A 26,723-nucleotide genomic window follows, 5' to 3' on the forward strand; every position below is an offset into this window, starting at 1 on the left:
TGGACATCGCTACGGATAACTGAAGATGTGCCAGTTGATTGTTACATGAATGGACACCTAAAAAAGCAACTTGCCTGGGAAATGTTATGAAATTCCCACGTAAGTTGCTTTTCGTTTGAATGTACATTGAGTTAAAGAAACTCATCAATTTCATTGGTCCGGAACGTATATACCTGTTTTTCATCCACATGGTAGACGCTTATAATACTGTTATCCCGATCAAAATTCAATATTCGACATGGAATGCTCTGATGCTTGCCGTTTTTATTGTTCACAACGATCCGTGTAAGACGGTTTTCTTTGATGAGGGTATCAATCCATACATCGAATGAATTTCCGTTGGCAGTGTTGGATACTTCGGATGAAGGAGTGTTCTGGGAAGCAGGTGTTTCGATTTCGCACTGTAGTGTGACTGGAACGGTGGAAGCCGTAGCTTGATTTGATGAAGAGCTCTTCAGTCTTGCATCGGCTTGTGATTTTTTTCTTTCTTTATGAAGAAAGGCGAAGGAGTCCTTCTTGGACTGCAGTGTCACTTCAATAATTTTGCCTAGCTCGATGCCGGATTGAATCCGAAAGTCCGCAATTTGTTCCTCTTTGTTTATGAACTCCAACAGGGACTGCAGTGCCAATGCATTTGAGCGGCTCTTAATAAGAATATCGACATTGAACAAAAAGCCGATTTCTTCTTCGTTGGATAAGGTTTCTTTCATTCATCCCAGCCCCGTTAAAAGATATGTCAGCAAAAATCGCTTCACTACACTATATCATTAAAATCGCTATAATCATAGTGCTAGAGACATAGAATGAGCTAACCACTTGAGCTAATTTAAGTAAAACCACACTCATTTCCAATCTTTTTCCGCAGGTGTCCACACGGCTATCCAAAATGAGGCATACAATTATCGTGACCTGTGGAAGAGGAGGTGTATCGGGAAATTATGGTGACGATGGAGCCGATTGTGGTTGGAGAGCATGTCTTGGTCGGGGTAGAGGTTAAGCTGCCCAAAACGACATTACTGACGATTAATACATCCAAAGGATATATTATGTGCGGAGCAACTATCATATGATGATTTTGGGTATTAACTTAATATGTTGATAAATAACGCAATCCCTTGTGGGACAAGCTCTCATTGGTTTTCATTAGGGACTAAAAGATCTTGGAAATTACTCGAAAAACTCAGTTGCGACTCATTTTTGTGACGTATTTTGTGACGCTAAGGAATTGGAACAAGCCCTTGACTGGTCTAAAATTGTAGTGCATATGAATTGAGATTTGTGACGATATTTTTGTGTTTTTCAAATAGAAACAAATGACAATACAGTCCATAAAATAGACTATCCATAGCATTAACCAGACTGTCATCACACATCTGTTTTTTACTACGTGTATGACTCCAAAATAGGCATTAAAGCCTATTCTAGCCCTTTCCATAATCGTATCTCCAAGTGATACCCCAAATCAACCTAATTAGATTGACACCATGTCAACCATCATGATCATCTGTTTTATGCTTCCCTTACCAACATCCACTTGTAGTGAGAACGATGTACTACGGCTCGGTAAAACATTAATGTCATATTTTCTCCTACACATAATTATTGTAAAAAGTATTATTTTAACTTGTATGATACAATACTGATGTAGAAAGAGAGGGAGTATGTATGAAGGTTAATCAGCAAAATATCATTGTACAAAAGCTGTATAATGAAGAACTAAAACTTAAGTATTTAAGCAATCAGCTTCCTGCAACTCAGGCGGCTTACTTGAGAGTACTCGCGCGCGCGTCGGAAATTGAGAAATCAACAGGAATTGACTTGCACGATTTCAGCTTGAACCAAATAGAACAGCTACTAAAACTACTTGAATCGACAAAATTAAGCACTGTAATGCATGCTGGAGCAATTATACAAAGTTACATACAATGGGCCATAGAATTAGGTTTGCGAGAGGATAAAATCAATCCTTTAGATGCGGTAGCATCAGGGGGATGGTACAAACAATTTGTCAATACAAATGTGGCAACACTTTTTAGTGACGAAGAGATTGAAAATGTAATTGCTGGTACGATCAATTATCAGGACAAGGTTGTCGTTAGGGCGTTATATGAAGGGATATATGGAAAAGGATACAGTGAGTTGCTCAATTTGAAAATGAGTGACATCAACGAGGACTCTCTTGAAGCAAGGTTAATCGATGAAACAAGTGAAGGAATTAAAACCAGAATTGTAGTCATTACTCCGTTATTATATAAATTGTTTAAAGAAGCAAATAAACAAACTGAATACTGGAAGAACAACGGTATTTTCAGTGATTATACTAGGAAAAAAACCAGCGAATTGATTATGAATGAATATATTATTAGAACGGTAGTTCATCCAAAAGCTAGATCTTTAAATAATGTAAGATCTGAATCTGCTTTGATCAATCGACGAATTGGTAAAATTGCAAAATGGCACGGACAAGAAGGGCTAACTCCTACGAACATACGTAACAGTGGTATGCTTAAGATGGCTTACGATATATACAAAGTGAAGAATGATCTGGACAAGAATGACTACTATTCAATCTGTAAAGCTTACAATGTGGGAAGGACTAAAAACGGATCATACATCTATTCCAGAATGAGGTCTGACTTTCTAAATATTGAAAATATAAAAGAAGTATACGGTTTGGAATGACTGCTTATGGTGGCACTTGGTGTCACCTTTTGTTTTGTCGCAAAAATTGGAGGTTCAGGTTGAAAGAGGTGTCGAATTATCCCCTCTTCCACTAAATGAATGTCTGATTTTAAAAGAAGAAGCCATCATTCGATGGCTGTGCTGTCAATAATCAAATTGACCTTTATACACGTCCGCTTTGTAAACTTGTTCAGCGGCTGTGTCAGAAACTATACAGCCTTCCTCGCATTCGCCAGAAACACTACTATCATTTCCGGTCAGATTGATTCTCAGGCTGTAGTTGCCACAATCAGGGCAACGGTATCTCCTTGTATAAACTTCGTTTTGGTGAATGGAGATATCACTGTACTGTCCCATAAAATATCACCCCCTATGAAAACATTACATTGGTTTGATGGGAAAATCAAGAAACTAAATGAAAGATTAATTTTAACAATGATTAAGCAGTCCAAATGGATTGCTTTTTATTTTTAACAATATTACACCATATACCGGGTTAGTAAATTTGGCGGTGAATTAACGATGTTTTACCTGTAGAAAGTGAGAAAAAAGAAAAAGCGCAAAGAGACCCAACTCAATTTGAGTCGGGGTCATTATCTGTATTTGATAATTCTTCTAGTCCAATTAATTCCGATAAGTCGGTAATGTTTAAAGCAGCAGCGATCTTTTCAATCATAACAAGGTTAATTTCTTGTCTATCCTCACGGATCAGTTTAGATATCCGAGCTTGATGCACACCAGACATTTTTTCTAATTGTTTTTGTGTAATATTACGTTCTTTTAGTACATCTTTGAGTTTAATTTTTACCTTAAACAATTATTTACCTCCAGACTATTGACATGTTATGACCTTGAGAGTATATTTAATATATGACCTCAAGCGTATAAATAAGTTGTTCTCCACATGCAACCCTAATTGATCCAATTATACACTATCTACAACGTTTCATCATCAATATAGTACCGTAACTTGCTTTTCGATCTGAAAAGCGAATCACACAAGCAAGAATATTCTGTAACCATAATATATTTATAGAGTAGTATCTTTAGTGGGTTTAAAATTCGTATAACAACTTAAATTTAATATTAAATAGGGTTTTTGGTAAGTGAACTCAATCAAAAAGGAGCGAACATGCATGTACAAACACGGAAAATTGATCAAAGGACAATTATGCGTACGCACGCGTTATGGTATGTGGGTAGTGTTGAAATCTGTTGCTTCAATAGGTTAGTCAATATACTCGTTAACGCAAAATTACGTTCAATCCAAATCCAAAGTAGACGATACATATAATACCCATGACAAACAATCCATCCATCAATCTATCTATCAAATTGGTAAAGGAGCACTCCTCAATGAAAATCGATTTTTTTAGACCAACATGGACAATCGATGAAGTTATCACTGATTGTAACGTAAATAAGAAGGCACTTATACTGATTCCTCAAATGAAAGCAGTGCTGATAACAGATGAGTTAAAATATGAGTTTATGATGAGAACTAACTTTGATCCATCTGGACATGAAGTTAACGATCTTCTATATAAAATGCGTGAGGAACAACTTAAAACTAATCCTATGCCTGATCAGTCTTTCATGGATACATACTTGCTTAATCCTGTACAAGCACTCAAGCAGTATTTCAAGGAACACATCATCCCATATCAAGTTGAACGTATGATGAAATGGGGAGTTACGGTTGAAGAGTTGGTCAAGTTAAAGCAGCAAGATAGTAACATTCGATTTGAAAGAGCTGTAATGAATATTCGCTTTAGTTAGTTTACGAACATCTATTATGAATCATACGTAATATTATACTCCAGCTCGAACAAGCGACATTGCACTGTAACTAAGTATATATAATTTATATAACAACCTGGATTACATGTGAATTTGTCTGTGAAATCATAGTTTTACCCACCTGTGGGTACGTACCAATATGATACTGGAATGATCGCTTAAGGTATGACATGAGCATTTCAATAGAGAAGATGTCTATCCGGATATGAGCATGTTATTCACCCTCTCAAATATAAGGAGTAAATTGCTTCCCCTTTCAGGAGTGTGAAAACATGGATTGTATGTATGAAGCCTTACCCCTGGACATTACCCACAAATAAAGCAGGAGTCACATTTTTTATAAACTAAAGGAGATGAAAACATGAATCCAATCCAATACATTAAGAATCTGATTAAACAGTATCGTTACAAGTGCTATGAAGAAGAGTATTACAACTTGTCCGAGCAGGAGCAATCTTACTGGACACTAGAAATGTTTCAGATGCAACGTGAAGCCATTGATGTATTCTTTAGATATCCTTCACCATGTGCTATGCTCACTTTAGCATTAATGGATCGTGCAAGACAGCCACAATGGGCAGTGTTAATGAAGGTTATGGATACTAAGATGAGACAAGATCATAATCGACAATCCTTTGTTATGGAAACGATGTACACAGAGATTCTTGAAGATACATTGATTCCAGCGGCATAGGAAGGGGATATAAGTTGGATGTATTATGAAGAAACACTGTTTGAAACGATAATGAATCTGGAGTGTAGGGATGTTCCGTATCATTGGGATAGAAAGTTAAATAATCTGGCGAGTGCAAATGCAATCAATGAAAAGAAATTTATGAATCGAAGACAGACAAGTATCAGTACAACTGAATTGGATAGTTTGTATCATGACTTGGTTAAAGAGGGATCGAGATTAGACATAACCGTTGAACGCAAGGTGGAGATACGTAAGGAGTTAACATTGATTAGGAAACAGAAACGTACAATGAAGAGTGAATACTATGTATGAGGATGGCACTAATGGGTGCTGTCCTTTTTTGTTTTTAGAAGCCATTTACATACATCGATAATATAAACATTAATATTATATCCTTCTATGTTATTTTCGTTAATACGTAGTTAAATGAAGTGTAATACGTGATGAAACTCCTATAAATGACTAGTTTATTAAAGATTATTTTAGTAATCATAAGGAGTTTAGCACCTAATTATTAGGACAAATTAACCAATGTTTAATAATAGTGTTTAATAATAAAGAAAACTATTATACCATGTTTTAGGAACTCATTTCTTAATAAGGAGGTTTTGGGCTTTACTCGGAAGGAATCTTATAGACTAATAAATAGAGACTTTGTGGAGGTAGTTGAAACATGTTTAAAAAGTTTTTTGTATTTTTTTCATTAGCATTACTTTTAATCTCAAATAGCCTTTTAGGATCGGCCTTTGCTGATGGTGCTACAGAAAATAACTCCGAATATACAATAGATCATATCAGTTCAGAGGATTTGTATTTGCATCCAGATGTCGTGCAGTTCCTTGAAGACAACAAGAGTACTCAATATATATTAGATGATGAGCAACCTGATAATGCGCTTATCAGCTTATATGGATTGGATGAAAAAGTTAGCTTACCAGAGGTAAATGATACTGAATTAACTAGATTAGAATCTGAATACGGCTTGGAAAGACCAAATACAGAGATTTTAGAGAGTAATCAGGATATTTTGATTCAACGTAATCAACTACAGTCCGTAGTTAACGTATGGTATGTAACATATTTCGCAACAAATTCTGGTTTCACTGTTAATGTGAATGGCGTAGGTTCTTCAAGCATTGCTTTCTCTGGTAAACTCACTAATCACAGAGCTTCTGGTTATGGATGGCAAGCTGATAAAAGTGTTAACTTTACAAAGAACACAAAAACAAATGGAATAGTTTATAACTGGGCTCTTCCTAGAACTTATGTTTCAGATTATTTTACTTATGATATAAAAGCTACTTCTAATGGCACTACGTACAACTATAGCCGTAGTGATAATTACTACCAAAGATATAACTTTGCGGTAGGAACATACAGCGGTATTACAGCATCTGGCGGCGAAAGACATCATTTTGTATCTAAGGATGCGCTGGGTAAAGCTAGCTTTAATACTAATGCGGCCCCTTCAGTTCGGATGATAACACCAGATCATGCTAAAACTAAAAGTTGGGGTAATAGCTTCGAATCAGGTGTATATAGAGCAAAAGAGTTAGAATTACTGAAGAAAAAAGATTATGTTGCGCTAATACGTTTGGAAGTTCAAGGATTCAAAGACTCTGTAGATCCTGCTGGAAAATTCTCAAGTTTAGAAAGTAAATACTATGATGCGCTTGTTCAGGTAATCCTGTTGACTGAAAAATACTTTGGTATATAATTGATTTATTATAACATAGTAAAGGATAATATACCTATGGATGAACTTATAATTGAGCCTGGTATTGGAATTGGAAAATTGAAATTAGGGATGAATAAATCTGAGGTAGACGAGGTTATCCAATATTACGTCAATGAGTACGAAAAAGGTACTAGCTACTTTAATTTTTTTGAGAATGCTTTTAAAGTTGAATATGACAGTAGCGGCAAAGTGAAATTCATTGAAATCGTTTCTGAATTCAAGAATTTCTTTAACTGTACATGCCACAATCTTGATGTATTCAATACAAAAGCAAATGAACTTGTTCAAAACTTAAATCGTATTTCTGAGTATGAGGAAGAAACAAACGGTGAAACTCAATATATCTTCACAAATATCGGGTTGAGCTTATGGCGTTCTTCAGTGTTTACCGAAGAGACGATGCAAGAAGACTGGTTTAAAGAAATGTGTACAGAAAATCAAGAAGAGGAAATGCGCTATTTCTACTTTCAAACAGTAGCAGTGTATCCTAATGATGGTCTGTATTACAAAGGTTTAATTTAATCATTTACACACAATCCAATTAACCCCCTTTCTGGGGGTTTTTCTTATGTAACAATCAATGAGCTTACCACCATGCACCCAAGTTTGACTTAGTTCCCCCAAAACTGACGGTAACTGAGCAAGTTTGTATGTTGAACCTACATCCCTTTGGTTGGACGTTGTGTCCAACTTGAACACGAGTATCAATGGTGAATGTGACTTGTACGTAGTGTACAACTGATTAGCTGTGTTAAACTATATTGAGTACATCCTCGTAATGGTTTGCAATACGGAGGTGTTTAAGTCCGTAGTTGTTCACAGAAACCTCTAATGCTAATACTAGGAACCCCTGTACCATTTCAATCATGTGCACCACTTCGCGCGTATGATAATTAACTACATCATGTAGTTTCGGATTGAAAAAATCCCGAAATAGAAACTCAAACCATTTAAGATTCCTTAGATGGTATAATATTCCTATTATACATAAGGAGTGATATAGATGAATGAAGCAACACTGTCTAGCTTAATTGATATGATTCAGGATATGAGGTCGAAGGAAAAGAAATATGAGGATGCATTAGAGATGACTTGGGGTGTATATGATAAATATATAGAAGACCTTGAGGAGATTGTCTTAGATGCAGCAGGAATGCCTAGGGACAATTCGCTTGAAATGGTTAAAATCCATGGTGAGGAAGCAGCATACGAGCATAAAGATATGTTCTGTAGAGATACTGCTACTGAATGGTTTTACACTTATGGTAATGGAGAATTGAGTAAGGAACAGCTAATCTACAATGTTAGGAATTGGCGTGAATTGTTTGGCATGAAGAGTGAATGGATTGATTTATAATAAAAGGAGTGAATAGATATGGTTAAGATTACTTTCTTAGATGGTTCCAGTATTATGATTAAAGAAGACACTGTACTAAATGGATATAAGAATTACTCCGATAATCCAGAAAGAGAATACTATCTTCAGCAAGTTTTCTCAAATTCTATCGATGGAATGGAAGGCTATGAAGCTTCCGGATTGGTAACAGTTGATGAAAAAGTTGGCGTGATGGGATTCATCCTTTCAGTTGATTGCTTCTCAATTGGTCAAAATCCGGAGAGTAATACGCTTTATCTTTCATCAGCAGTTAAATCAGTTGAAAATTCAAATTCAAACTTTAGCTTTGGCTAACATCTAGCATCCTTTGGGGGGCTTTTTTCTTATGTGCACAATATAAATAGCTGACATTGAAATTTCAAGGATAGGATAGAGTAGTGGTCAAACTGACCACCACTGAGCAGATTTATTCTGAAAACAAAGGTATAATCATGGTAATACTTTAGATGGAGGATATAGATATGATGACTGATGAGGAGTTTGAACAAAAAGCATTTAAGCAGGCAGAAAAGATAGTCCTGTTTAGTATGGGTTTAAATGAAGAGTCAGATAGGGGAAGTGTACTAATGTCTGCTGCTTTTTTGGATGAGTACTTGAGTAGTTTATTGAAAGCTAACTTTATTGATGATGAAAAAACATTTACCGATCTCTGCAATGGTACAGGTGGACTTGCTACTTTTTCAGCTAAAATTGAACTGTGTTACTTATTAGGTTTAATTTCATCTGAGACTCGAAGAGATCTAAATATTATAAGAAGAATACGAAATGAATTTGCCCACTCAATGGAGACTATTTCATTTGAAACAGAGAGTGTAGCAAATAGATGTAGAAGCTTAAATGGAAATTACTTTCGAGGTATTCCTACTACTGCAAGAAACTATTTTTCATCAGCTTCCTTTGGAATTGCTCGTCTTCTTTCAAGAAAACAGTATTCGTCAAAAAAACCTGAAGTACTAAACGATTATAGTGTTGGTAATCGATACAATACATAGAAATACTAAGGATTGCACTCATTATTCAATAAAATACTTCCGCTCCGCGATTACCGTTACCTAATTACACGAATCGACTATAATTTAGGTAGGGAAAATGTGTATCGTAAATCAGTCATACCGTTGAGCAAAATATTCCACTTTGTAATCACTTTAGATGAGATACTGGTGATATAATAACAAAGTCTATATAACTGAGAACAATTACCTCACAAATTCATCCAATGGTTTTGATTCAGCCCATGCAGGAATTTTAATATCAGAGCAACAATACAAATCATATATCAACAAGGCATTGAACCAATAGAATTAAGCATCCTTCGGGGTGCTTTTTTTATTTTATCCATACAGTGTTAAAGCTGAGTAGTAGTCAAACTGACCACCACTGAACACACACGATATTTAGAAAACAGAGTCAGAATTACACTTTTTGTTGTATAATTGTGGTAATCGTTTAAGAAAGTTAAGTATAGTATGTACAGATACATCATTTTTAGAAATTGCGAAGTTATCTTAGTGAAATAATACTTTTATTGGGTTTTGTCTCTTAAAATTGGAGGAAAGAATAATGAAAAAGAAGGAAATTGCGCAATGGCTTTATGACAAGATTCTTGAGGAGCAAGTGGTTTTTCAATATGACGCTGTACGAGAAGTAGAGAAAAAGTTTGGTGAAAAATATATTTATGTTAACGACAATGGAAACAAGGCAATAGATAAGAAAATAACTTCGGCATTTCGTGATATTAACAAGGATAATTTAATTGAATGGGATAGATATGATTTTAAATGGGTTTTGAGATTGAGCGATGAGGAAGCAGAAGATCTGTTAAATAGATTATGACTCTAATACTAGTTTATATTTTAGGAGTGGCATAATTGTCACATGGATAAATTTTTCTATTATCTGTAACGATACTGGTGAATCTTTTACTTCGTATAATCAATATTTAAGAAGTGATCACTGGAGAGGAGTAAAAGAACGATTCTGGGCATCGAAATTTAAAAAGGAATGCAATGTATGTAAACTGAAACATGATTTAAACTTACACCACAAATCATATAAACGGGTGGGAAATGAAAGGTTGAACGACCTTGTTTACTTGTGTGCGTCATGTCACAAAAAAGCTCATGAACTTTTGAAGGGTGAACATAGTCAGAAAAGTAACTTGTAGATCACTATTATAGATGTCTAAAAAGTTTGTTTTATTCTAAAATATAAAATCCATAAGAGAATTGAGAGATGAGCTTTTTTGAAAAAATATATGAGTGAAATGTTTGGAGAAATATTCTCTCCAGAAAATTTTTTGGAATTGACGGATCTCATCACTAACGATCATCTTGAGCTCGGCAAATTTAATGTGAGATTATGGCGTGGGCAAAGCGACATTGAATGGCCTTTAGATAGCGGAGCTTACAGAAAGATACAAAAACAGCCGTCTCCATTTGGGCCTTTCAAATTTAGCGATGAAAAAAGAGTGAGAACGCATGAAGAGAATTTACTTAAGCAGGCGCGACACAAGGGATATGGAGAGGAGCTTGGTCGTAAATTAAGTGACGTTGAATTGTTAGCAAGGCTTCAACATCATGGAGCAGCAACTAGATTTGTAGATTTTTCTAAGAATGCTTTAGTTTCACTTTGGTTCTGCGTTCAAGCAAACGAAGATAAAACAGGTTTATTACTTGGGTTATCTACGGATGGCATCGGAGGTTCTTACGAAGACGAATTCGAAGAACAAACGTATAATGAATTAGTAGAAAATTTAGAGAAGTATGACTATCCATTTTTTGTAGAGACGCCGGTGGTTACGAAAAGAATCGCTGCACAGCACGGGGTCTTTCTTTACAGCGAAGTAGTAAATTCTAAGAAAGGCAGTTTAAAACTTGATAAAGCGGATAGCAAGAACATATATATCGCCATCGATCCTACATTAAAAGCGATAGCTCGACAAGTTCTTTCGCAAGTTTACGATATAAGAGCAGCAACTTTATTCCCTGATATAGACGGGTTTTCAATGCTGCATAGTGTAAATAGCAGCGAAAAATTACATCGATGGTGATTTTTTTATTGAAAGAAATGACTGTTTCATAACTTTAAATCGAAATGGAGTGGGAAAAGTGGAGAAAGATAATAAAGATTTTGAGAAAATCACTCGCCTATATCAAACTCAATATTTTAAAGAGGCTAATACATACATTGGCGAGGGTTGGATTTTGCTTAATATTCATACTAGTGACAGCGGTCATCCAGTAGAACGAGATCAATATACTGTTTTCACTCTTGGCTGGGATAGTGAGAAAGGCGAAGTGAAGCTGCCATAGTACAATCTTTAAACTTCGGAAAGCAGATGAAATGGCTATTTGAAAAGGAGGGTTAGAATGAAAGTATCAGATATTGAGGGGTTTGTTGATGGTATTATACAATTTGTAAAATTTACGCAGCCTGAGTTTATGGATAGTATCGCAAAAGGACAATTGTATATGAATAATATCAATTATTTTGTTGAACTAGAAAACAGAACAAAATTAAAAGGCCAAGGAGATAGGTACGATGGTGGCAATGTAATCAGGGAAATAGACTTTAAATTGCTTGACGATGATACACAAGGAGTTGTTTTAGAAGGCATAACACCTGAAGCAATCATAAGAGATTATTCTTTTAGTAGAATCCCCATCTATTGTATGACTGCATTAAAAGGTAGTGACTTTATTGTTGTTGATGAATCTACAAAATCTTATATTGTAAAACCCCATTTCACGGAAGAAGTAAAAGAACTGATGTTGTCGTCATTCGGGAGTAAAGCTGTGATTATCGATTCTTTCCCATTCAAAGAATCTGTTGAAAATCATTTCAGATCTAACAATATTTCCTATGTTGCAAGATTAGTGAACTATACTGACTTTAATCACAATGGCGCTGAAAGATTGTTGAATTATCAAAATAGAAATATAGAATCTATTTTCACAAAAGATTTGTTTTTTAAACATCAAAAAGAATTTAGAATTGCCCTAGATGAAATTGAGACAGAAGAACCTATCGTCATCAACATTGAAGATTTTGATGAGAATTCTATATTATGTATGGATACGTGCGATTTTTTTGATGAATTCGCGATAGAGGTATTAAAGTAAAAGAAGTGTTTCACAAGGAAGGATGTGCGACCATGACAGACAAGATCAACCTATACGTTGACGACCTCAGAGACTGTCCAGAAGGCTTCGTGGTCGCTCGTACATATTATGAAGCCATACATATCCTTGAGACCAAAGAGGTGGATATTCTTACATTAGACCATGATCTGGGTGAGGATGTGGATGGCGTAGAGTTGCCTAACGGCTACGAATTGGTGAAGTACTTCTGTGAGCATGGATTGAGAGCAGACAAGATATACATACACACTGACAACCCTGTAGGACGACAGAACATGTATGAGACGTTGTTGGCAGCTCAACGCAGAGGATTTATTGATGAGGAAATTGAGATATATCATTATCCTATAACGGTGAATAGGTATTCAGGTGAGTAAGTAGAAGGATGCTTTATACAGGAAGGATGGGGAGTTATGATTAAATTTGATTTGTTAGAAAACGGAACCGATTCACTTAAGTCTGCTTATAACAAGATGCAAGTCTTAAACGACTTACAAAAGGGATTAGATCATTACCTTAAAGATATCGTTTTCTTTCTTAATCATGGCATTGAAATCCTTTTTAAATATGTTCTTAAAGCAAAGGACGAATCTCTTATATTCAGCAACCAAAGAAAATATGAGATCGCAAAGCAAGAGATGCTAAGACTTGGGAAAAGCAATGTTTTTGAAATAAGTCCAAACTTAAGAACAGTAACCTTATCTGAAGCTATAAAAATATGCAAGGAGAACGATTTTGAGGTGAGCGAAGAATATCACAGTTCTCTAACATACCTTAACAAGATGAGAAACCAGTTCATGCACTATGAAGTCAATATATCTGATGAAGAGATGTTGAAACTTTTAGTAAGACAGCAAGTGATTTTTGAATTGACTATGGAATTTTTTGAACTTCATATTCCGAATTTCATCGATTATTTTGAAGATGCTAGGTTTGAAGATACAATTGATGACTATGGAGATATCTTGGCTGAAATGCAAAGAGAAGCAGATTTTGAACGATACGTTGATGAAATGATGGACTCTGAGTAAAATGAAAGATTGATTAATTCTCGCTGGGAGGCAATGTTATGAATATTATCTTGGATAGTCATATCAGTGGAGCGTTTTATGGATGGAGTAACAAAGCCTTATTTAAGATTGGTAACCAGTATTGGATTCAAGCAAGAAATCAATATAATTACATGTACTCATTCCAACCTAAAGCCAAAATATTCGAAAAAGACGGAAATCATTTTCTTGAAGTAGAGAGGATGAAAGGCGCTATAGAGGTAAAAAAGGCAGGGAACGTAGTCGAAAGCCAAATAGAAGATGCTTTCAAAGGATGGGATGGAAAGACTGAGTTTAGTTTAACTAATGGTCAGATCTGGCAACAATCTGAATACAGTTACATGTACCATTATGCATATCGCCCAAATGTTTTAATCTATCCAGATTCTGGAGAATATCGTCTGAAAGTAGAAGGTGTTAAAGATACCATATCGGTTAGAAAATTACGATGAAGTGTAGATTTGATATATAGACAATTTTAAAACCCACCAATTAAATGGCGGGTTTTTTGTTGTGTGTGTATAATCTCCTTAGAATATTTTTCATTCAGAAGAGCCGATGTTCAGTATTTGGGAAATCAGAAGATAACGAAATAGATAAATTAACAAAATTGAAAAACAAGACAAAGAACAATCGAATTAAAAAGAAACTTCAGAAACGGATCGATACATATGGAAAAAATCGTTTGAGATAAGTTACTTGGATCTATCCACTTGACAATAGCACTGAAGAAATAAAAAAGCCCTAGTGAGGGCTTAGTTCATTAAAAACATTGTAAGTATTGTAACTATTATTAATAGAAGTATAAGAGCCAATGGGATTGTGCTTATAGTAATTGCCGCAATAGCCAACCCTCTTCCCGATGTTGAGCGTCTAGCACTAATGCCAAGAAAAAAACTAGTTGCGTTAATTAACAAGACCAATGCCATTGCAATCATTATTCCGGTTCCATTTGTATTATAGCTTGCATTATTGGCTTCCATTGCCATGTGGAATAAAGCGAGGGAGGCTAATCCAATAAAACTAAATATGAAGGATACCACTGCTCTACCAAGTCTGTCTACTTTCTTGATTTCCTTTTTCGCTTTCTGTTGTGATACGGTTCCCATAACAACCTCCTGAGTCTTATGTACTAATTCGTAGTCAAAAAGTAGTGCTTCATTATGTTAGCACGATTATATCTTTAATGGAATAATTTTCTTTTATTACATCCTAATGAATTTTATATTTCACATAGAAAGGAGTGGAAACTACGTATAAGAAATTTAAAGAGTATCTATGGAAAAAAGAATATCTAAAAAGTATCGTTGAGATCTACTTGCTTTTATACATATCTATTGCACTGTCGTGCGCAGCTCTCATAGTTGCAATCATCAAATGAACAAGATTTTAATCCGAGAATATCACGATAAAGGAGAATTCAGTAATTGGGGAACAGAGGTTATAGTCAATGACAAACTGATTGGCACATATACGGATGTTGACAAGGATGTTGTAAGTGATTTATTGAGGGCGTTAGATGTGAAATTTGATCTTGAATACATATATGACGATCAGGATTAAATAAGATAACTAAGGAGACATGAATTTGATTGATGAGTCATTTAAGGAAATTAAAGAATTGTTTGAAGTTGCTTACGGTAGAAGGATGCTTTCACATGAAGAAAGATTCATTAAAGCTGTATATGAAACAGGTTTCACAGATGGAAAGATTAGCTCGTATAAGTATATGAAAGACAAGTTTTACAAGAAGAAAGGGTGGAGAAATCCACCCTATAGTTTTATCATTTTATCATTGACAAGATCATACCAATATACTGCACCCGTATTCATATCAACATGATACCATCCATATGTAGCGATATGATCAGGGAAGTCTTCATATGCGCGAATAACATATCTTCCTTCACTTGTGCCATCCTCCATGAAATGAAGTTTGTACTTATCCGCATCTTTCTTTATTTTGTTGTAAACTAAGTCAAAGGCTTTATCTAAGCTAACTTTTACAGTTGGCTGCTTTCCTATGTAAAGATTATCCCCTTTTAAAGAAACCTTCTCACCAATTGCATTACTTATACTTCTAACTGGTACATATGTAGTGTTCTTGTACGTTATTGCATCAGTTGTGGATTTCTTAGTTCCATCTACATAAAGACTGACTTTCTGGATAACTGCTTTAATTGGTGTAGTAGTAGCTGCAAAAGCTGTTGCTCCTGTAATGGTTGATCCGATCAGTATACCTACTACTAACCCCTTTAATTTGTCCTTCATTTTAATACTCCTTTGTTATGTGAAATAGAATACCTAATGTATTATACAACTTTAATGTTTAATTGAACTACAAAAATTTCCTGTTGCATAAAGAACGTCTGTTCGGTGTACAGTATAAATACAGGACTAAAAGTGGGTGTAAGATAGCTAAACAGATGATTGTTAATTTTGAGGGAAGGATCAAATGATGATTTCATTTTCAACAGTTAGAATGAATGAACTACAGCAGATAGACATCCGGCTAATTATGCTGGATGTCTTATATCTTTATATATGTACCCTGTATGTTTTAAATGTGTGTGCAACAATACTGAATATCTAACTAAAGCCAGTTTTTCATAGGCAGCCTTAACGGGCTGTTTTTTTGTTTGGGTAAATCAAGATTTTTTGCATACATAATGAGGAATCTGCAAATAAACAGCTCATTTATGGATTACTGGATTATCTCATGAAATAATCCATAAATAAGTCATCATTTTAGATAATCCTGTTACTATACGATTGATATTTCAAAATACGCTGGAATCCCTTGTCCTACCTGCATTATTTGAGATTCCAATCGTAAACTTACAAAATTTTCTAATATGTTAAAATCGTTGCTACGACTAGCTTTTTAGCATGTTGCTGGTCATTCTACGATTGCGTTTACGATATAGGATAAATTGACCTGACAAAGAAGCTAAAACGTTGATTTAACTGTATAAATGGATAGTTGCTGTGTCGTACACGATTGGAATCATGATCTATGTGATTGTAATTTGTCGATTCAGTCAGAATCCGGTTACAGAGACGAATTTCTAAGACAGGCTCCCACTGTCCCAAGGGACTTCGTAATTATCCGATATTGTTCCAGTACCACATTGGTACGTGCCTACAATTGAAAAGGTGTGGCTAAAAGTATACTTTTTGAAAGACTCTCTTAGTGTGTGTCAAAAGTGGTTATGGTATGTTTCTAATAGTATATAAATATACATGGAATGTTTCAAAAATATGTGTATACAATTTGACATACATTTTGGTATAATATACTTAACGACATAGTAAAGGTGGTTTAATTATGGGAGAGATCAGACATCATGGGTACATAAGAGTTTCGACTAAGGATCAGAATGAAGCAAGACAATTAGAAGCAATGAAGGATCTAGGGATATCGGAACGGGATTTCTACATAGATAAGCAGAGTGGAAAAAATTTCGACAGACCACATTATCAAGTCATGAAAAATGCTATTCGTAAAGACGACATATTGTTTGTAAAGGAACTGGATCGTTTGGGACGCAACGCACAAGAGATCAAAAAGGAATGGGAAGATATTACTCAGAACATAGGTGCTCACATTGTTGTGTTGGACATGCCCATCCTTGACACTAGGCAATATAAGAATGGACTAGAGAAAGTGATATCAAGTATCGTTCTTGAGTTACTATCATATATGGCTGAACGTGAACGTGAGAAGATTAACGGTAGACAAGCTGAAGGTATCGCGGCTGCTAAAAATAACAATGTAGTGTTTGGCAGACCTAAGCAAGCAATTAACGAGGAGTTTAAGCAAGCATACACAGAATGGAAGCAAGGTAGTATCACAGCAGTTGAAGCTATGAGAAGGGCAGAGATGAAGCCTAACAGTTGGTATCGTAGAGTAAAGGAATATGAACAATCATTAGCTTAGGCGTTATTGCTTGGTTTTTTGTGTTTGAGACTCATCTTAGACATGAGAGTATATATGCAGGGGGCTACATTTACACCTAGAATTAGCTTTTAATTTCTAGAAAATGCCGTAGCACTTGTAGCTACAGCATGAAGTTGGATTCATTAACGATTCACACTCACTAGCCTTTGCCTAGTCAATTGATAGGTGGGGGCTATTTTAAATCTGAAATAGTATTCATTTTACAGAATATGCCCCTAGCACATCTGCTTCGACACGAGAGTTGAATTTGAACGAGTGAAATTCTATTGGATAAAACCGACATCATAATGCCATCCCATCTACACAAAATAACCCTCCATAGGTAGGAGGGGGAACACACTATCCTTAAGAGGACTAAGAGGGGGATTTTTTTCATTTTTTTAACTTATACATGTTTTCTTCAAGCACCTGTTTACAGTAAGTCGGACTCAAGCCATGTTCTTTATATATCTTAGTGAAGGCTATTCCATCCTCATAGTGTAATTTATTTATCCACTCAAAGTCACGAGCACGTCTTTTTACTCCTCTTTCTTTAGTTGATAGCAGGACAGCTTCCTTAGCCTTAAACATTTGCTTTATCGTCCACCAGTCTGTTTTAGTGGCTTCTGCAATTTGTTCAAAACTAAGCAAGTCTTCGTTGTACATATTTAGCATTTCAGGGTATAGGTATTCAATATTCTCCCATTTAGGAGGGGGGGACTCAACCACCCACTTAAGCTTATCGAAGTTGACTGAATCAGAGATGTAGGATTCACTTCTAATTAAATGACTCTTAGTGGTAAAATTGTAAAATATCTCAATACGTTTATTGTCATATAAAACTATTTTATCGACAATGATGCCTACTATTTTCCTCATGTCTACCATTTTTAATTCATTATTGATGATTTTTCGATACTTCTCCACCACTGTTAATTCTAATGGCATATTATCATTTTGTTCCCTGTCCAGATGTAGATTTTCGTTAAACGCCGACAGTTCTTGTTTTAATTGCTCAAGATTAATCTCAATTAATTGCAACTTGCTCGATAACTCCTCTTTGGATTTAATAAACCCATTAGCATAAAGGTCAATATATCGTTCTTTGGACTTTTCTTTTTCCGTAATTTCTTTAGTAATAGAAGTTCTTCTTGTTACCATCTCATCAATTTTACTCTTATCTGATAACCGTTCTAATAATTTATCAATCAATATTTCAGGATTAACGATGAGCTTAGATAGTTCATTCCATACAATAGAGTCAATAATATCTGTACGCCAATTACGACCTAGGCACACTTTATTTGATTCTCCTGTTCCAACTGTATATGCTTTTCTTGTTTTTTGAGTACAAGTATAATATCGGTGTATTCCACTTTGAGTAACACTTGCTACTCCACCAGACACAGCAGCTCCACATCTACCACATTTTACTACCCCCTTCAGTAGATATCCTTCTGATGGTCTTCCACTTTGTTTTATATTCCCTTCTAGGCACTTGCGTACCTTCTCAAATGTTGAATCATCTATGTACTGTGGAATAGTAATTGCCTTCCACTCATCTCTAGGCTTTGGTATTTGTTTTTTCTCTACATTAATTTGCATAACTTCAGTTTTCCCATAATAGTATATTCCCTTATATGTCTCATTGTTTAAAATCCTACTTATCGTTGCTTCATACCACTTATCACCCTTTGGAGCACAATAATTATTGACTGATAGGTATCTCGCTATAGCAGAACACGTCTCTCCCTTCAAAATCATTTTTACCATAATAAGATATCCTTCTTTTTCTTTGGGGTTCTCCACTAAAGTTTGTAGTTCTTTATCATAGGTATAACCGTATAACCGATTCATTCCCGGTATTTTGTTATTTGCAACCATTGCCCTTCTACCACGTTTCGTATTGGCTAGGATTTTTGCTTTGTTATATTGGGCTATCGAGCCCTGGATGTTGAAATTGAGCATTGATTCGGCGTTGTTTTTATCTAAATCAAACTCTACAAAGTGTATATCACAACCAAGTTCCCATATCTTATGTGTAATCTGTTGTTGCAAATGCAAATGTCTGCTCAATCTGTCTGGGTGAAGGAATACAACCTTATTTCCAATTCCCTTACTCAGCAAGAAGATAATATAGTTTAGCATTGGACGATTAGGATTATCCCCTGATTCTGCTTCTTCTCTTAGTACAATGATTTCATCTTCAGTTATATTAAATTTATCTTTTGCATCTTTGACACATATTTCGATTTGTGACCCAAGAGAATAATTATCGACTTGAATTTCACTGGATACACGAGTATAAACTATAGCCCTGATCTTACCGATCAAGGTTACAAGCTCTTCCCTGGTTAGTTTTTCATTGTCTCTGAGTACCTTCATCATAAAATCAATCCTCCATATTTACTTTAGATTCTGATTGGTTATGAATGGAGTAGTTTAGAAGAATAGATTCCATCCAATATAGAATTTTCGCTTCCATAATTTCTTCTGGGACCTCAACGTCTTCGTCTGAGTAACGAGAAATAATCTGATAATCATACTTTTTTTTGTATTTCATAATGACCACCTTAATAAGATCAATTACACTTCATATGATTTTATTATCGCCCAAATATTACATTCTATTCTTTTGAAATGATTGAAAGTGATAGTTTAGACGGAGCACTCGGAATAGAAAAATAGTTTCTAGCGAATATTATTTCGTCTTATATAAGAAATGGAGGAAAGTTTGCTAAAAGATCTGTAGATTTTTAAAGTAGCAGTTATTTTATACGAATAACTTGTCATCTATCCTACCCGTATTCTTCATACTATAATGTGGATATACCAAAGAGGAGGGGATATGATGAATGTTACAGTAGATGAGCAGCTACAACTTAAAGCATTGATTCGACATTACATAGACGAAGAAAACAAAATAGAAAAATTGGTGGATTACTTATCTAGGCATGAGACAGTTGGATTAGAGGTATTTGCATATTTGGGATTTGAGAAGATAGACGAGTTGATATTTCAGCCAGTTAGTAGAAGGACTTTTATTAAAAGAATACCTTTCTACTTCCATAAACCTAGCAGGGAACCACGAAATATTGCGGAATTAAGCCACTATATTTATTCACTCGAATATGGGAAAGCGAATTTTGAAGAAGAGCTTGAAAATTTTTATTGTGCATTGGAACGTCTGCATTACGTTTTTGAGTTAGATGTGGCAACAGTTTTAAACTACACGGTTAAGCAGCGTGGACGTGTGGGGGAGATACAGCCGTTATACAATTGGCTACACTACCTTGAATTGGCTCAGGAACTTGGGATAGAACAGAAAACGCCTACGCATCTTATTGTGGATTATAACATTGTTAGAGAAATGGCTGGTCTTGACCCAATTATTTATGAGATTCATGAAATGTATGCTGGAGACTACATTGAAAGATATGGTAACAGATTAAGAATGGATGGGACATTCCCATGTGATCGCAATAATCAACCTATACTTAGATGGATTGGTGTAAAAATTAAGAATGCCAAAAGGATTTGGGTTAATGTCAACGATAGGCTTAAAGGTTCTCTGTATGTAGAAATAACGCCTAAAACAAAAGTTTGGGGGCTCAATGTGTATGGGGAAGTTGAAGATGGTTCAGACGTTTGGTATGACCTATATACAGGCCCATTGTTGATGGAGTTTGATTATAGAGTAATAAAAAATAGACGTGTTGCAACAGGAATGACGCAGAAGCAACTTGCTGAAGCGATTGGAGCCTCAGACCGAACACTTCAAAAATGGGAACGTGGAGAAACAACACCTGATGGTCATTTTCTGCTTAGATTGATGAATGCTTTGGACATCAAGGAATTGAGTGAGATTACTAAAATTCAAGATGTCGATGATATATGAGTGGGGGAGACTTCTTTGATCGATCAAAAAGTGCTAACGGAATTGAGTGAGGAGTTCAAAAGGCTAATTCCAAATTTTCCAACAGAGTTTAATTTTCTTCGGTTAGATGAATTTAAACTTGTGGTTGAACATAGAGAAACTAAAGTTACAGTCGCAGTGAATTATTCTTATATTATTCCAGGTCACAATTTATATTCAAATATTGGTAGAGTATTAACTTCCTTTAAAAAAGAAATAATCGAACGTGAAAACAATTTTCTTACCATATATAGAGATTGCGGTTTTCATGATAAAAAACAAAGTTATTCAGAATTTCTCATAACCTATGATTCATTATTTTATTTTGACACAAGTTTTGTTGAGCATTATTTCATAGGAGAGGTCAGTGTTGAAGTGTCTGAACCAAGTTCTTTATATAGACTAATCTTCAACTGCTTTGCTAAAGATAAGGGGTTCGGTGATGAATGGGAAAATCATAAAACAGTCAAGTTGAAAGGCTGTAAATTCGCAGATCAGGAAAAAACTCTTCAACAAATTTTGTTTTTAATCGCTAAGTATCATGCTCCTGAATACGAGTTTATCGCTGACTATCCTACAATTGTTCCTTATACGCCTCATGGAGAGGATACCAAATGGAATGATCCCGAGGACAAATTAGACAATAGTGAATTTGATAAATTTTTGTATACTCCAGTAAAGTATACAGAGCCAGTTTCCTTATACAATAAGGCAAAAAAACTTGAAGATCCTATTCTATATTATAGAGTCCTTGAGTATTTCTTTATTATTAATAAGAAACTCGAAATCAAAAAGTCTATTGAAAGCTATAACAATGCTGATAACATAAATGCGTTCATTATCGAGATGAGTGCTTTATATCGTAAAGAGGAATCGGAGCTAATGAGAAATCTTCTTGGTAACCTAGAAGGTATTGGACATCTGATTGACTATGCTAAACAAAAGGGGCTTGTTAACAGTCTTGATATGAACACATTCTCAACAAAACTTTATGAATATAGAAATAGCGTAGTTCATAGTAAGTATGATACAAAGTTTAAAATCAATGTACCTATCATTGAAATTTTCCATCCAGAATCTAATGATAGGTATTGGATTGAGGTGTTGAGGAGGTTAGCTGAGAAGGTTATCGTACAATTTTGCTAAGCAAAGAAAAACAATTCTACAGACACAACGGTTTTTGTTGTGGATGAAGGTGAACGACAGCCATGGAGTGAAACGGAATGGATCTCGTCACCTATTATTAAGCAGCTACTAAGAAAAAAGGTGTCGCTTTGAAATCCAATATAGTAATTGTCTATATTAGAGGGAATTGAAGTGACACCCTTTAAAATTTAATATTGTTATTTGTAATTGGAGGGTGGTAAAAAGGAAACGAAACCAACTCGTCAATAACACTTCGCTATCGCTTCGTAACGTATTTGACGACCTACCGCGTTTCCTCTTGCTACGCAATTCACCTTCCGGTTCCAATTGAATACATTTCATTTTCAAGTTTTTGTAACAGGCAAATTGGAAAACCCTTGAGTCGTATAGATTTTTAACTCAAGTATTTACTTTTTTAAAAGTAGTATATATAGGATTATGCAAGATAATGTTACATTTAACTAGAAAAAACCTTGATACTATTGAGTTTATTAATTTATGTATAATATTTCCATTGCTCGTTTTTAAATTGTATGTTTTGCAACAGTCCAAAAAGTCTTAGTAAAATAGCTATTTTCACTGCCATCATCAAGTTTACGTCTGTTGTCTCTATTTTTGTCTTTGATATTAAATGGAATATTGTTAGCTACAAAATACTCGTTAATTAATCTACAACTTTTCTGGAGTCTGTTGTAGCCATCTTTTAAATTCACCTTCTCAATTAGTTGTTTCTGTTCCAGTTTGTACAATCGCTGTCCCACGATACTGTCCAGATAGTCTGCCAATGTGGACTGCTGGTATGTTTCATCTAATAGCTTGTAATCTTCCTGTTGAAGCTTTGTTTGAATGTAATTCATGTAGCCATTCTCCTTATTGAGCATATCCTCGTAAATTTTGATATCGTAGTCCACTTTATGTAATCTCAACTCGTTAACGACTTTCTCATAACCAATTTCATTCGGGCTCATACGGTCATAAACAATCTCGTTATCGTTCTTGCCACGAATATATTTGTTTGCGTATTCCTTAGAACCATGTTCCTTAAAGTAGAGGGCAGGAAGAATCAATTTTTCTGCTTCAGATTTCTTCCTATAGAGCAACTTGTTTGAGATATCCTTAATGATTACAGTTACCTTGTCGTGACCATCCAAACTTCTTTTCCTACCCAAACATTGAATAAGCAGGTCGATATCCTCTATGTCACTTACGATATATTTGATATCCTTGTCCTTTAGATTAATTCCATTATCCAGTGTAGTCGTTGTGAATAGATATCTTTCGTCAAATCGTTCTGATATTAGCATAGATTTCAATTTCTCTTTACTTACGTATCTTCTGTATTTGGATCTGCCAGTTTCAGCACATACAAATAATGAATTGTTAAATTTCTTATGTAGTTTATAGGCTCTGGTTGAGCTTTTTAGAAAGCAGATTGCTTTGTGTGTACTAGGTATCTGTTCAAGAAACTGATCAACGATAGCGTCCTTTTGGTAAAAATACAGGTTTCGAATACTGTTGTATTCTGGAGCAACCTGGTACTGTCTATGTTCAATACCTAGACTAATGAAATATTTCATCATGGCATTTGCTGTAGCTGACATAAAAATCTTCGTCTTGTCTGTGTGTGCCATAATCATATTGAATGAATCTTCAGTATTTGAATTAAAAAGTGAGTCAGATAGAAAGTAATGGAACTCGTCACATGCGATATATTTGTATCTCTCGCTAAAGGAATGATTTCCTTTACGTAGGGCTTGCTCAATATACTGGTACAGGTAAATATCAATCACGTCTGTTTTGTTGTCTTTCTCAATCTCATGCTGAAACTGTTCGCCAAGTCGTTTTCGATTGACAAGGAACAGTATCTTAGTTCCTTCACGTTTAGCCTTCTCGTACAGTGTGTTCTTAATGAAATATGATTTACCTACACCAGTACCAGCCTCAATTGTGATAATCTCACCTTGCTGCCATTGTTCGACCTCATGACCGATGATATCTGTTATTGTGAGTCTTTTGCGTCTTGTCATTACATATACGCGCCTCCTATTTTATACAAGATAAAATATGTACAAAAGAAATATAACATTTGATTATGAATGTTGCAAGTTTAATTTGAGTGGGATACAGATGATACGGATAATTTTCAGGGGCGGAGAATATTCCACAGGGTTCAGGATGATGTTTCGTCCTTAATGGCTAATCCCAGCTCTGGGGGCAGTATGATACATATGGCATACGTGATCCATTAAAAGGAACAACAGCATACACAATCATCTCAGGCCATCAACACTATCGTATTGCGTCTGACCTGGAATTGATGGAATTTCCAGTTGAGATTATGGATGTGAATGAACTGGACGCGTAGTATCTTCTCATTCCTGAGAACACGGAACGTAGAGAGGAAGCAGAAGCCGTTCCGGTTAAGAAGGGGTGACAAGTGGCCTTTTTAAAGGAATATTGGGGTGTCAAGAATGGTGGGAACAAAGCAGAGGGTCAATACGGCCTGTTGAAAAATGTTGTAGAATCAGTGGATGAGTCACTGATAAATAACAATGAAAACACAGATTGACATGTACGGAGGACACTTTATACAACTCATGCTAGTTGTGTTCAATTGTTCTATTAATTAAATTAGGAATGGAAGAAGAGAATCGATTTTGAGAGATAGACTATAGATAAAAAACAAACTAATTAAAATATGTATTGACATTATTTGAATAGGGTCATAAACTGTATACATGAGGTTAACGAATTCCAACGAGACTCTTGGAGCCTTAAAATAAAATAAAGAGGAGAGATGAGATACGACATTGGTACAGGTTGAAGCAGCGGCTAGGCTGGGAGTGATTCAAGGAGAGCATAGGTAACAAGGGATGAAGAAGAGAAATAGGAAAGAGTCGTAGCTAGATTGGCCGTAGATAGTGATAGTTGAAAATAATACATAATGAATTGGAGATTTGTGAATATGAGTAAGTTTGATATTGTTACCAAACTAAAAGATGGTTTTGAGATTCGAGTAGAAGGATTGGATGGGAACATTCTGAATATTGAGGAAGCACAGCCTATTTTGAATCTAGCATATTCTAATTTTATTACTGGCTTAACTAATAATAGTTCAATTAATGTGAATGATGAGCATGGTAATACACGTCAGTATAAGTTTGAAGATTTGGCTTCCCTCACAATTAATTTTGTTGAGGAGAATGAGTAAATGAGCGTTTGTAATATCATTTTCCTCAATGGTGGGGAAAAAGCTTATATTTCTGCTGATTCTCGTGTATGTGTGATCCATGGTTCAGATCCAGAACGCTATCAGTTACATGATGATGCTCAGAAATTACAGTTTTACTCCGGCGGCTTTGCGGCCTACATTAGTGGAAGTATGGACATCGCTGACACAGTAAGTAGAATTCTTCAAGAAACAGGCGAAAATGATATCAATAAAATTGTAAATTTGACGAAAGATGTTTACGGTGCATTTCTAGAAAATAGACCCTATCTAAAAGATTCTAAGTACAACATTCAGGTTGTAATTCCGGGCATTAGTGAAGGTGGTACGTGGGGAATTGTTTACTTTGATGAGGTTGATAATTTTGAACCTATAGAAATTAGTGCTCATCCTGGCGAAGATTTGGTAATTGGTTATGGTAAAGGGCATTGGATTACTGACCCTGTAATCGAACGTTATTTGGGGAAAGAGGATATTGGGAAAGTACTGCTAAAAGCATACGCTGCTGCAGCAAATGAGCAATGTGGAGGTACTCTTACATATTTCGAGTTGGATAAAGAAAGCACACAAATGTATACTGCGAAGATTCCAGACACAAAAAAATTGAAACGTTATAAAGATTTCTTTCCCGATGCTATTAAACATGGTGAAGGTGACGGAATGACCGCAACAAGTGGCAAATATCAGGAAGTGAAGTATAACGGAGGCCTATCTCAAACATACTATCAAAGCAATACAGGTCGAGAGAGAAGTGTACTTCTTGATGATTCAGGGATCATAACAACAGCGGTTCAAGGAAACTATACTGCCCGAAGCAAAGAGTTTCAATTTATTGCCACTGAGAACGGCACCTATAGATTGAGTCTTTTTAATGGTTCAACTTTTGAATTAACAACATCAGGTCTTGATATGGACATTAAAGGCGACATCAATATTAAGGCCACAGGAAACATTAAAATAAATGGTGCTCGTATCGATTTGAACTAATCAA

29 protein-coding genes and 1 pseudogene are annotated in these 26,723 nt (G+C 35.3%); 23 read left to right on the plus strand and 7 right to left on the minus strand.

The window, feature by feature from the left end; genetic code table 11:
* Positions 1-131: 131 nt before the first annotated feature.
* The gene (locus P5G61_RS05790; protein ID WP_301245356.1) at positions 132-710 is read right to left on the minus strand and encodes a hypothetical protein; all 579 of its coding nucleotides are present in this window, start codon (positions 708-710) and stop codon (positions 132-134) included.
* A 228-nt stretch (positions 711-938) separates the two neighbouring features.
* On the opposite strand from P5G61_RS05790, the pseudogene P5G61_RS05795 reads away from it, so the two are divergent.
* From P5G61_RS05795 to P5G61_RS05805, 3 genes and pseudogenes are all read left to right on the plus strand, one after another.
* Positions 939-1,058: pseudogene (locus P5G61_RS05795) on the plus strand (YunC family protein); the annotation flags it as partial.
* A 607-nt stretch (positions 1,059-1,665) separates the two neighbouring features.
* Positions 1,666-2,682, plus strand: coding sequence for a site-specific integrase (locus tag P5G61_RS05800; RefSeq protein ID WP_301245358.1), 1,017 nt, complete (start codon positions 1,666-1,668; stop codon positions 2,680-2,682).
* A gap of 99 nt (positions 2,683-2,781) precedes the next feature.
* Positions 2,782-3,156 (plus strand): hypothetical protein, encoded by a 375-nt coding sequence (locus tag P5G61_RS05805; RefSeq protein ID WP_301245360.1) that lies wholly within the window; start codon positions 2,782-2,784, stop codon positions 3,154-3,156.
* 100 nt (positions 3,157-3,256) lie between these two features.
* On the opposite strand, the gene P5G61_RS05810 is transcribed toward P5G61_RS05805, so the two are convergent.
* Positions 3,257-3,499, minus strand: coding sequence for a helix-turn-helix domain-containing protein (locus P5G61_RS05810; protein WP_301245362.1), 243 nt, complete (start codon positions 3,497-3,499; stop codon positions 3,257-3,259).
* Between the two features lie 539 nt (positions 3,500-4,038).
* On the opposite strand from P5G61_RS05810, the gene P5G61_RS05815 reads away from it, so the two are divergent.
* The 14 genes from P5G61_RS05815 to P5G61_RS05880 all read left to right on the plus strand — a co-directional run bounded on the left by P5G61_RS05815 (position 4,039) and on the right by P5G61_RS05880 (position 13,953).
* Positions 4,039-4,461, plus strand: a complete 423-nt coding sequence (locus tag P5G61_RS05815) for a hypothetical protein (RefSeq protein ID WP_301245364.1) — start codon at positions 4,039-4,041, stop codon at positions 4,459-4,461.
* Positions 4,462-4,843: 382 nt separating this feature from the next.
* Positions 4,844-5,176 carry a hypothetical protein gene (locus P5G61_RS05820; RefSeq protein WP_301245366.1) on the plus strand — a complete coding sequence of 111 codons (333 nt, stop codon included), beginning with the start codon at positions 4,844-4,846 and terminating at the stop codon, positions 5,174-5,176.
* Positions 5,177-5,852: 676 nt separating this feature from the next.
* Complete coding sequence (locus tag P5G61_RS05825; RefSeq protein ID WP_301245368.1) at positions 5,853-6,896, plus strand: hypothetical protein; 1,044 nt, start codon at positions 5,853-5,855, stop codon at positions 6,894-6,896.
* Between the two features lie 36 nt (positions 6,897-6,932).
* Entirely contained in the window at positions 6,933-7,439 is a 507-nt protein-coding gene (locus P5G61_RS05830) for a hypothetical protein (protein WP_301245370.1), read from the plus strand.
* A gap of 481 nt (positions 7,440-7,920) precedes the next feature.
* Entirely contained in the window at positions 7,921-8,274 is a 354-nt protein-coding gene (locus P5G61_RS05835; RefSeq protein WP_301245372.1) for a hypothetical protein, read from the plus strand.
* 18 nt (positions 8,275-8,292) lie between these two features.
* Positions 8,293-8,607 carry a hypothetical protein gene (locus P5G61_RS05840; RefSeq protein WP_301245374.1) on the plus strand — a complete coding sequence of 105 codons (315 nt, stop codon included), beginning with the start codon at positions 8,293-8,295 and terminating at the stop codon, positions 8,605-8,607.
* A 167-nt stretch (positions 8,608-8,774) separates the two neighbouring features.
* Complete coding sequence (locus P5G61_RS05845; protein WP_301245376.1) at positions 8,775-9,305, plus strand: MltR family transcriptional regulator; 531 nt, start codon at positions 8,775-8,777, stop codon at positions 9,303-9,305.
* A 568-nt stretch (positions 9,306-9,873) separates the two neighbouring features.
* Positions 9,874-10,146, plus strand: a complete 273-nt coding sequence (locus tag P5G61_RS05850) for a DUF6953 family protein (RefSeq protein ID WP_301245378.1) — start codon at positions 9,874-9,876, stop codon at positions 10,144-10,146.
* Positions 10,147-10,567: 421 nt separating this feature from the next.
* Positions 10,568-11,362: an FRG domain-containing protein gene (locus tag P5G61_RS05855; protein WP_301245379.1), complete on the plus strand. Its 795-nt coding sequence runs from the start codon at positions 10,568-10,570 to the stop codon at positions 11,360-11,362.
* A gap of 58 nt (positions 11,363-11,420) precedes the next feature.
* Complete coding sequence (locus tag P5G61_RS05860; RefSeq protein ID WP_301245381.1) at positions 11,421-11,624, plus strand: hypothetical protein; 204 nt, start codon at positions 11,421-11,423, stop codon at positions 11,622-11,624.
* A 57-nt stretch (positions 11,625-11,681) separates the two neighbouring features.
* Complete coding sequence (locus P5G61_RS05865) at positions 11,682-12,434, plus strand: hypothetical protein (RefSeq protein ID WP_301245383.1); 753 nt, start codon at positions 11,682-11,684, stop codon at positions 12,432-12,434.
* 32 nt (positions 12,435-12,466) lie between these two features.
* Entirely contained in the window at positions 12,467-12,829 is a 363-nt protein-coding gene (locus tag P5G61_RS05870) for a cyclic-phosphate processing receiver domain-containing protein (protein ID WP_301245385.1), read from the plus strand.
* Between the two features lie 36 nt (positions 12,830-12,865).
* On the plus strand, positions 12,866-13,483 hold the full coding sequence (locus tag P5G61_RS05875) for a hypothetical protein (RefSeq protein ID WP_301245387.1): 618 nt from the start codon (positions 12,866-12,868) through the stop codon (positions 13,481-13,483).
* A 38-nt stretch (positions 13,484-13,521) separates the two neighbouring features.
* A complete protein-coding gene (locus tag P5G61_RS05880; RefSeq protein WP_301245389.1) occupies positions 13,522-13,953 on the plus strand; it encodes a hypothetical protein in 432 nt (143 codons plus the stop codon).
* A gap of 303 nt (positions 13,954-14,256) precedes the next feature.
* Here P5G61_RS05880 and P5G61_RS05885 read toward each other — a convergent pair whose 3' ends face one another.
* Positions 14,257-14,610: a hypothetical protein gene (locus P5G61_RS05885; RefSeq protein WP_301245391.1), complete on the minus strand. Its 354-nt coding sequence runs from the start codon at positions 14,608-14,610 to the stop codon at positions 14,257-14,259.
* A gap of 268 nt (positions 14,611-14,878) precedes the next feature.
* On the opposite strand from P5G61_RS05885, the gene P5G61_RS05890 reads away from it, so the two are divergent.
* Positions 14,879-15,064, plus strand: coding sequence for a hypothetical protein (locus tag P5G61_RS05890; RefSeq protein ID WP_301245393.1), 186 nt, complete (start codon positions 14,879-14,881; stop codon positions 15,062-15,064).
* Between the two features lie 210 nt (positions 15,065-15,274).
* Here P5G61_RS05890 and P5G61_RS05895 read toward each other — a convergent pair whose 3' ends face one another.
* Complete coding sequence (locus P5G61_RS05895; protein ID WP_301245395.1) at positions 15,275-15,772, minus strand: stalk domain-containing protein; 498 nt, start codon at positions 15,770-15,772, stop codon at positions 15,275-15,277.
* A 1,057-nt stretch (positions 15,773-16,829) separates the two neighbouring features.
* Between P5G61_RS05895 and P5G61_RS05900 the strand changes: the two genes are divergently transcribed.
* Positions 16,830-17,441 carry a recombinase family protein gene (locus P5G61_RS05900; protein ID WP_301245397.1) on the plus strand — a complete coding sequence of 204 codons (612 nt, stop codon included), beginning with the start codon at positions 16,830-16,832 and terminating at the stop codon, positions 17,439-17,441.
* 393 nt (positions 17,442-17,834) lie between these two features.
* Here the strand turns inward: P5G61_RS05900 and P5G61_RS05905 are convergent, their stop codons facing one another.
* Positions 17,835-19,829 carry a recombinase family protein gene (locus P5G61_RS05905; RefSeq protein WP_301245399.1) on the minus strand — a complete coding sequence of 665 codons (1,995 nt, stop codon included), beginning with the start codon at positions 19,827-19,829 and terminating at the stop codon, positions 17,835-17,837.
* 4 nt (positions 19,830-19,833) lie between these two features.
* Entirely contained in the window at positions 19,834-20,004 is a 171-nt protein-coding gene (locus P5G61_RS05910) for a hypothetical protein (RefSeq protein ID WP_301245401.1), read from the minus strand.
* 288 nt (positions 20,005-20,292) lie between these two features.
* On the opposite strand from P5G61_RS05910, the gene P5G61_RS05915 reads away from it, so the two are divergent.
* Positions 20,293-21,339: a helix-turn-helix domain-containing protein gene (locus P5G61_RS05915; protein ID WP_301245402.1), complete on the plus strand. Its 1,047-nt coding sequence runs from the start codon at positions 20,293-20,295 to the stop codon at positions 21,337-21,339.
* A gap of 15 nt (positions 21,340-21,354) precedes the next feature.
* Positions 21,355-22,503: a hypothetical protein gene (locus P5G61_RS05920; RefSeq protein WP_301245404.1), complete on the plus strand. Its 1,149-nt coding sequence runs from the start codon at positions 21,355-21,357 to the stop codon at positions 22,501-22,503.
* A gap of 524 nt (positions 22,504-23,027) precedes the next feature.
* Here the strand turns inward: P5G61_RS05920 and P5G61_RS05925 are convergent.
* Positions 23,028-24,530 carry a DEAD/DEAH box helicase family protein gene (locus P5G61_RS05925; protein ID WP_301245406.1) on the minus strand — a complete coding sequence of 501 codons (1,503 nt, stop codon included), beginning with the start codon at positions 24,528-24,530 and terminating at the stop codon, positions 23,028-23,030.
* Positions 24,531-25,468: 938 nt separating this feature from the next.
* On the opposite strand from P5G61_RS05925, the gene P5G61_RS05930 reads away from it, so the two are divergent.
* Both P5G61_RS05930 and P5G61_RS05935 read left to right on the plus strand, forming a co-directional pair.
* On the plus strand, positions 25,469-25,714 hold the full coding sequence (locus tag P5G61_RS05930) for a hypothetical protein (RefSeq protein ID WP_301245408.1): 246 nt from the start codon (positions 25,469-25,471) through the stop codon (positions 25,712-25,714).
* Entirely contained in the window at positions 25,715-26,719 is a 1,005-nt protein-coding gene (locus P5G61_RS05935) for a hypothetical protein (protein WP_301245410.1), read from the plus strand.
* The last annotated feature ends 4 nt before the right edge of the window (positions 26,720-26,723 follow it).

Origin of the sequence: Paenibacillus vandeheii, assembly GCF_030433635.1 — a bacterium.
Taxonomy (GTDB): Bacteria; Bacillota; Bacilli; order Paenibacillales; family Paenibacillaceae; genus Paenibacillus; species Paenibacillus vandeheii.